This window comes from Amycolatopsis sp. SID8362, from assembly GCF_010550475.1.
GTDB lineage: Bacteria > Actinomycetota > Actinomycetes > Mycobacteriales > Pseudonocardiaceae > Amycolatopsis > Amycolatopsis eburnea.
The window spans coordinates 1-7,073 of the sequence record NZ_JAAGNB010001727.1; the positions used below are offsets into that span (position 1 = coordinate 1).

Sequence of the window (7,073 nt, forward strand, 5' to 3'; positions counted from 1 at the left end):
CCGGACAGCGGGACCGCGCGGGCCGGCACGCCCTGCTCGGTGACGTTCGCGGCGAGCCGCCGGGCGCGGGCGTCGGTGCGGTTGGCCACGGTGATCTCGCCGATGCCGGCCTTGCGCAGCTGCGACGCGCTCAGCGCGCCCATCGAGCCGGCGCCGACGATGACGGCGTGCTTGCCGGTGACGTCCCCGGCCGCGGCGAGCGCTTCGGACACGACCGACGCGCCGAGCTGGTCCAGCCCGGTCTCGGTGTGGACGCGCTTGCCGACGCGCAGCGTGGTCTGGATCAGCTCGTGCAGCGTGCGGCCGACGGTGCCCGCCTCGCGCGCGGTGGCGTACGCGGACCGGATCTGGCCGAGGATCTGCGTCTCGCCGACGACCATCGAGTCGAGGCCCGAGGTGACCGAGAACAGGTGCTCGACGGCGGCGCCGGCGTAGTGGACGTACAGGCTGTCGTAGAGCTCGGCGGGTTCCATCCCGGCCTGGCGGGCGAGCACGTCGGAGACGTCGTTGAGGCCGCCGTGGAACGTCTCGACGACCGCGTAGACCTCGATCCGGTTGCACGTCGAGACGAGCATGACCTCGCTGACGTGCTGGGCCTGCTGCAGCTCGTCGAGCACCTTGCCGACCTCGGGCGCGGGGATCGCGGCGCGCTCGAGCGTGCTCAGCTCCGCACTCCGGTGCGAAAGACCGACCGCCAAAACGCTCATGAGCGCACCACCATTTCCCGTCCGCCGTCCGGACCCGAACCGTTCCGCCTGCCGTTCCCATTCTCGGACGGCGCACCGGGGGCGCGTAATCCGGAATTGCCCTGATCCGCGGCGGCGTCGTCCGCGCGGCGGGCCACGTGAAACGAGAGTATCTGCAGCTCGACGGCCAAATCCACTTTGCGGACCTCGATGTGAGCAGGAACCTGCAACACGACCGGGGCGAAGTTGAGGATGCACTGGACACCGCCCGCGACCAGCCGGTCACACACCGACTGCGCGGCGGTCGGCGGAGTGGCGATCACGCCGATGGAAATGCCGCGCTCGGCGCAGATCCGCGGGATGTCGTCCATGTGCGACACGGGGAGGCCGCCCACGGGCACGCCGATCAGGTCCGCGTCCAGGTCGAACAGGGCCTCGACCGGGAAGCCGCGCCCCGGGAAGCCGCCGTAGTTCGCCAGCGCGTGGCCCAGGTTGCCGATCCCGACCACGGCGACCTTGTGCTGCCGGGTCAGGCCGAGGATGCGCTCGATCTGGCTCACCAGGACGCTGACTTCGTAGCCGACGCCGCGCGTGCCGTAGGAGCCGAGGTAGGAGAGGTCTTTGCGCAATTTCGCGGAATTCACGCCCGCGGCCTGGGACAGCTCTTCGCTCGACACCGTCGTGGCGCCCTGGTCGCGCAGACCGGACAGCACCCGCAGGTAGACGGCGAGCCGCGCGACCGCCGCTTCGGGGATCGACTTCGCCCGCACGGCCTCGGGGGCATCCCCGTTGCGGCCGTCGGCGTCGGCGGGTACGGCCGGCATCTCGGCGGTGGGGGCGTTGTCGGCGTCCGGGGCGCTCGAGCGGCGGGCCCGTCGCGGCGCCCGGCCCGGGGAGTCCGCCGCGTCGCGCCTCCCCCGCTGTGTCACCACGCCCGTCGTCTCCTGCCCGCTGTGCACCCGGCGGCCATCGCCACTGCCATGCCGAACTGTGTCTTGACCCAGGACGCGGAGTCCGGTTCGATGCCGGACCGCCCGGGGGCGATGGTCCTACGGTAGACCACTTGTGAACGCACGCACAAAGTCACTGGTCGGAGGCGGTTCCCAGGGGCTGGAACCGGGCGAGCGATCATGACACGGCGTCAGAATCCTTGCCCGCCAGGCACTTCCGGCACTCAGCGAACCGGCGCCGGGACGACATGAATGAGTCATTCACCTCGTCCGACGACATGAATGAGTCATTCACGGCGTCTCCGCCGCCCCGCCGGCCAGGCACTTCCGGCACTCAGCTCGCGTCGAGGCTCACCGAGTGCCAGCCCGTCGCGCCGTCCGGGACCGGGTCCGCGCGGTTCTCCGTCTGGGTGTACCCGTCCTGGTCCGTCGCCCGGACGAACGCCTGGTGCGTCCCCTTCGGCACGTCCAGCTCGGCCCACCACATCCGCCAGGTGTCCTTGCTCACCTCCGCGGACAGCGTCGCCGGCACCCACGCGCCCTGGTCCAGGCGGACTTCGACCTTCGCGATGCCGGTGTGCTGGGCCCACGCCGTCCCCGCCAGGCGGACCTTGCCGGCCGGGACGCGGGCGAAGCCGGACGGGGTGTCGATGCGCGACTCCGTCTTGATCGGCGCCTGCTCGCTCCAGCCGCGGCTGAGCCAGTACGCCTGCCGGTCGCTCCACTTGGTGAACTCCAGCGACTGGACCCACTTCGTCGCCGACACGTACCCGTACAGCCCGGGGATCACGATGCGCGCCGGGAAGCCGTGCTCGACCGGGAGGGGTTCGCCGTTCATGCCGATCGCCAGCATGGCGCCGCGCTGGGGGTCGAGGGCGACGTTCGCCGGGGTGCCGCACGTCCAGCCGTCGACGCTGGTGGCGAACATCTGCTCCGCGCCCGCCTGCACGCCGGCTTCGTCGAGCAGGTCCACCAGGTCGACGCCGATCCAGCTGGCGTTCGAGATCAGCGGGCCGCCGACCTCGTTGGACACGCACGTCAGCGTCACCCGGCGCTCGACCAGCGGCCGGTTCCGGATGTCGGCGTAGGAGAACGTCACCTCGCGGTCGACCAGCCCGTGGATCTTCAGGCTCCAGTCCTCGGTCCGGATCTGCGGCACGACCAGCGCGGTGTCGATGCGGTAGAAGTCGCCGTTCGGCGTGATGAACGGCGGTGAGCCCAGCTTCGCGAAGTCGGCGTCCGCGGGCAGCGGCGGCGCGGTCCGCGCGGGCACCAGCGGCCCGACGGCGGCCCGGGAGTCCTCGGCGTTCGAGCTGGTCCCGGCCACCTGGCCGACCACCGCCGCGACGCCCGAACCCGCGACGACACCGACCCCGGCGCGCAGGAACTTCCGCCGGTCGAAGCCCCGGTCGTGGACGACGTCCGGCGGCAGCGCGATCCGGTGCAGCCAGGTGAACACCGCGAGGCCGGCGACCAGGGCCGCGACCGGCGCCAGCAGCGACACCTGCCCGAGGTCGGAGCGCGCGTACACCGCGGCGACCCCGGCGGCGCCGAGCACGACGACCAGGATCTGCCCGGCGCGCGGCGTCCGGCGCGAAAGCTGGCCCGCCAGCAGCGCGAACAGCACCAGCACCACGGCGAGCCCGGCCTTCAGCACCGGCTTGTCCCAGGTGCCCAGCGTCCGCTCGGCCCACTTCACGACGGCCGTCGGGCTGTGGTCGATCACGTAGTTCGCCACCGCGATGAACGGCGACGCCGTGTACCCGACGAAGCCCGCGACCAGGTGCCCCACGCCGAGGGCGGCGGCCAGCGCGAGGACGCCGACCAGGGTCGCGACCGGCAGCGAAAGCCGCCGCGGCGGCGCGTCTTGCAGAGTGGTCACGTCTCCATCTTCGGAGCCGGGACGCGCAGAGGCTGCCGGATACCGCTTACGGACGTGTTACGGCTGGGCCAGCGCGCGCCGCAGCCGGTCCTCTTCGACGCGCCAGTAGCCGTGCTCGGCGCCGTCGACCAGGATCACCGGGACGCGGTCGCCGTACTCCGCGCGCCACTCCGGGTCGGTGTCGACGTCCGCCGCCGTCCAGCCGACGCCCAGCTCCCCGCAGATCCGCGCGACCTCGGCCTCCGCGACCTCGCAGAGGTGGCAGCCCTCGCGGCCCATGACCGTCACTTCGTGCGCCATGGCGTCCTTCCTACCGCAGCCGCAGGCGGCGCAGCTTCCCGGTGGCCGAGTGCGGCAGCGACTCGGCGAACTCGACCAGGTGCGGCACCTTGTACCCGGCCAGGTGGGCGGTGCAGTGGTCGACAACCTGCTGCTCGGACAGCGCCGCCCCGGCCGCCGGCACCACGAACGCCTTCACCGCTTCGCCGCTTCGCTCGTCCACCACGCCGATGACGGCGGCCTCGGCCACCCCGGGCAGCTGCCCGATGACCTCCTCGACCTCCCGCGGGAAGACGTTGAAGCCGTTGACGATGATCAGGTCGTTGGCGCGGTCGACCAGGTGCAGGTCGCCGTCGACGTCGAGGTAGCCGACGTCGCCGGTGCGGAACCAGCCCTCCTCGTCCGGCCCGTGCTCGCCGTCGGGCCAGTAGCCGGAGAAGAGGTTCGCGCCGCGGATCGACACCAGCCCGGTCTCGCCTTCGGCCTCGAAGATGTCGTCAACGTCGTCCGGGTCGAGCGGCACGGCCTGGTCGGTGCCGTCGCTGTCGACCAGCCGCAGCTCGATCCCGGGCAGCGGGCGGCCGACCGAACCCGGCTTCGGGTAGCCCGTGACCAGCGTCGACGTCACCACCGGCGCGCATTCGGTCAGGCCGTAGCCCTCGTAGACGTCGACGCCGGCGGCCTCCCGGATCGCCGTCAGCACCTTCGGGTGCAGTGGCGCGGCGCCGGACGTCATCCGGCGCACGGTGGCCAGGCCGCGGCGCAGCTCGCCGGCGCCGAGCGCGGCGAACTCGGCGTACATGGTCGGGACGCCGGTGATCGTGGTGACGCCGTGCTCCGCGCAGTCGGCCAGGGTGCGCTGCGGTTCGAAGCGCTCCGAGAGGACGGCGGTCGCGCCGACGGCGATGGCGTGCAGCAGGCCGGGCCCGAGGCCGTAGACGTGGAAGAGCGGGATGGTGAGCAGCACGCGGTCGTCGTGGTCGAGGGCGCCTTCGACGTGGCCGAGCTGCTCCAGGTTCGCCAGCAGCGCGCGGTGCGACAGCATCACGCCGCGCGGTGGCCCGGTGGTGCCCGAGGTGTACGAGACGACCGCGATGTCCTCGCCGGCGCGGCCGGCATCGACGAATTCGACTACTCCATCCGAGTGGTCGCTTCGCGGAGTGAGACCGCTCACCCCCGCCGGCAGCTCGGCGTCGGCATCCCGCTGGATGACAACCTTGGCACCGCTGTGCGCGAGCAGGCGCTCGAGCTCCGGGCCGGGTACCTGCGGCGACAGCGGTACGACGACGGCGCCGGCGCGCAGCGCGCCGAAGAAACCGACCACGAAATCGACCGACGTCGGCAGCCGCAGCGCGACCGGGTCGCCGGGCGCGACCCCCGCGTCCGCGAGGGCCCTGGCCTGGGCCTGGGCCGCGGCTTCGAGCTGCCGGTGGGTCAGGCCGCGGCCGGTGCCGGTCTCGAGCACGGCCGGGTGGTCCGGCCACGTGGCCGCGGCCCGTGAAAGCAGCCCGCCGACCCCCGACGTCGTCCCCTCTGGAGCACTCACCCGCGGCCCGCCTTTCTCCGATCCCGGCCAAAGCGTTGCAAGTCTGTCATTCGGAGCGACGTCATGGGTGCTGACCGCGAGCGTCGCTTCTTCGCAACCCCGGAGCCACTACCTACTTCGCGGTAACTACACGTATGCTGCACTGCGTCGCGGGGTGGTGTTGATCACCGCCGCGACCGGAGAGAGGGAGTCGCCGTGACGAACTTGCTTGCCCACGAAGTCGTGGGGCACGCGAGCCGGCAGGCCCCTGCTCGTCCGGGTGCCGGGGGTTCAGTGGCCCGCGTGGCCAGCGTCGCCGCCGGAGGTGCTGCCCGATGACCGTGCCGACCGCCGTGAGCCGCGGGCCCGTCTTCATGTTCGCCGAGCGCGTGTTCGGCCGCCCATCGGCCGTGCCGGTGAGCAGGCAGGCGTCCGACGACGAGCGCGCCGAAGCCGCGAAGGCCGAGGCGTGGGAGCTCGTGCGCGCCGCCCAGGACGGCGACTCGTCCGCCTTCGGCCGCCTCTACGACCGCTACGTCGACGTCGTCTACCGGTACGTCCTGTTCCGGCTCGGCGACCGCGACCTGGCCGAGGACGTCACCAGCGAGACGTTCCTGCGCGCGCTGCGCCGGATCACGTCGGTGAGCTACCAGGGGCGTGACGTCGGCGCCTGGTTCGTCACCATCGCCCGCAACCTCGTGCTCGACCACGTGAAGTCGAGCCGGTTCAAGCTCGAAGTGGTGACCGACGAGGTGACCGAGCCGGGCTCGGCGCCGTTCACCGTCGGCGCGAGCGTCCAGGCGGGCCCCGAGCAGGAGGCCATCACCCGCGCGACCCGCGCCGAGCTGCTGCGCTGCGTCGCGGAACTGGGCGACGACCAGCGGGAATGCATCATCCTGCGGTTCCTGCAGGGCCTGTCGGTGGCGGAGACGGCCGAGATCATGAACCGCAACGAGGGTGCGATCAAGGCGCTCCAGCACCGCGCGGTACGCCGATTGGCACAACTTCTGCCCACCGGATTGCGCTGATCCCGCGAACTTTCCGGTCCGTCGACCGAATCCGGTAACCCTGGCGGCTTCTGGATCGTTACTCCTGCCAGACCGGTGTCAGGACCGGCCACGGCCCGAGATGGAGCACTGCGGTGAGGTTTGCGCGTGAGCGAGCCGAGATCGACCGGTTCGCGCGTGCCCTGGAGCCGTCCCCGGTACGCCGGGACGGCGAGTTCGCCGACGAGCTGGCCCTCGTCGGCGCCCTGCGTGACCTCGGCGAGGCCGGGGCGCCGGACCTGGCGACCCGGCAGCGGATCCGCGCGGAGATCGCGGGCCGCCTGGAGACGGCGGCGGTCACCCCGCGTCGGAGGTGGCGGCCGCGGACCGCCGACCTGGTGGCCGCCGCGCTCTTCCTGGTCCTGGTGCTCTCGGGCCTGACGCTGGTGCTGTCCAGGAGCGCGTTGCCCGGTGACGCGCTGTACAGCGTGAAGCGGGCCGGGGAGTCGACGGCGCTGAGCCTGACGTTCGGTGACCAGGCGAAGGCGAAGAAGCACCTGGAATTCGCCACCAACCGGATCACCGAGCTCGGCGAGCTGGCCGAAGAGGGCGCGAGCCAGGCCGATTACCAGACCGCGTACGACGACTTCGCCGCCGACCTGAAGGCGGGCGTCGCCCAGCTGGCCGCGGTGGCGACGAGCGCCAGCGGCGGCGCGCAGGCGCTGGCCGACGTCCGGCTGTGGGCGCGCAACCAGGCGGCCCGGC

7 protein-coding genes are annotated in these 7,073 nt (G+C 72.3%); 2 read left to right on the plus strand and 5 right to left on the minus strand.

Annotation, left to right across the window (positions count from 1 at the left end; translation table 11 throughout):
- The 5 genes from hemA to G3I65_RS52980 form a co-directional block, all read right to left on the minus strand.
- A partial coding sequence (gene hemA, locus G3I65_RS52960; RefSeq protein ID WP_160703811.1) for a glutamyl-tRNA reductase occupies window positions 1-707 on the minus strand: 707 nt, incomplete at its 3' end.
- Window positions 704-1,618 carry a redox-sensing transcriptional repressor Rex gene (locus tag G3I65_RS52965; RefSeq protein WP_160703813.1) on the minus strand — a complete coding sequence of 305 codons (915 nt, stop codon included), beginning with the start codon at window positions 1,616-1,618 and terminating at the stop codon, window positions 704-706. The genes G3I65_RS52965 and hemA, both read right to left, overlap by 4 nt.
- Window positions 1,619-1,970: 352 nt before the next feature.
- Complete coding sequence (locus tag G3I65_RS52970) at window positions 1,971-3,518, minus strand: molybdopterin-dependent oxidoreductase (protein ID WP_160703815.1); 1,548 nt, start codon at window positions 3,516-3,518, stop codon at window positions 1,971-1,973.
- Between the two features lie 57 nt (window positions 3,519-3,575).
- Window positions 3,576-3,818 (minus strand): glutaredoxin family protein, encoded by a 243-nt coding sequence (locus tag G3I65_RS52975; RefSeq protein ID WP_160703817.1) that lies wholly within the window; start codon window positions 3,816-3,818, stop codon window positions 3,576-3,578.
- A gap of 10 nt (window positions 3,819-3,828) precedes the next feature.
- Complete coding sequence (locus G3I65_RS52980; protein ID WP_160703819.1) at window positions 3,829-5,343, minus strand: AMP-binding protein; 1,515 nt, start codon at window positions 5,341-5,343, stop codon at window positions 3,829-3,831.
- Window positions 5,344-5,657: 314 nt separating this feature from the next.
- On the opposite strand from G3I65_RS52980, the gene G3I65_RS52985 reads away from it, so the two are divergent.
- Window positions 5,658-6,350: a sigma-70 family RNA polymerase sigma factor gene (locus G3I65_RS52985; protein WP_160703821.1), complete on the plus strand. Its 693-nt coding sequence runs from the start codon at window positions 5,658-5,660 to the stop codon at window positions 6,348-6,350.
- Window positions 6,351-6,463: 113 nt separating this feature from the next.
- Window positions 6,464-7,073, plus strand: a 610-nt coding sequence (locus G3I65_RS58660; protein WP_309236096.1) for a DUF5667 domain-containing protein, incomplete at its 3' end; no start/stop codon positions are given.

Coding starts and splice junctions, on each gene's coding strand:
- G3I65_RS52985 (WP_160703821.1), top strand. CDS start 5,658: ATGACCGTGCCGACCGCCGTGAGCCGCGGGCCCGTCTTCATGTTCGCC.
- G3I65_RS52975 (WP_160703817.1), bottom strand. CDS start 3,818: ATGGCGCACGAAGTGACGGTCATGGGCCGCGAGGGCTGCCACCTCTGC.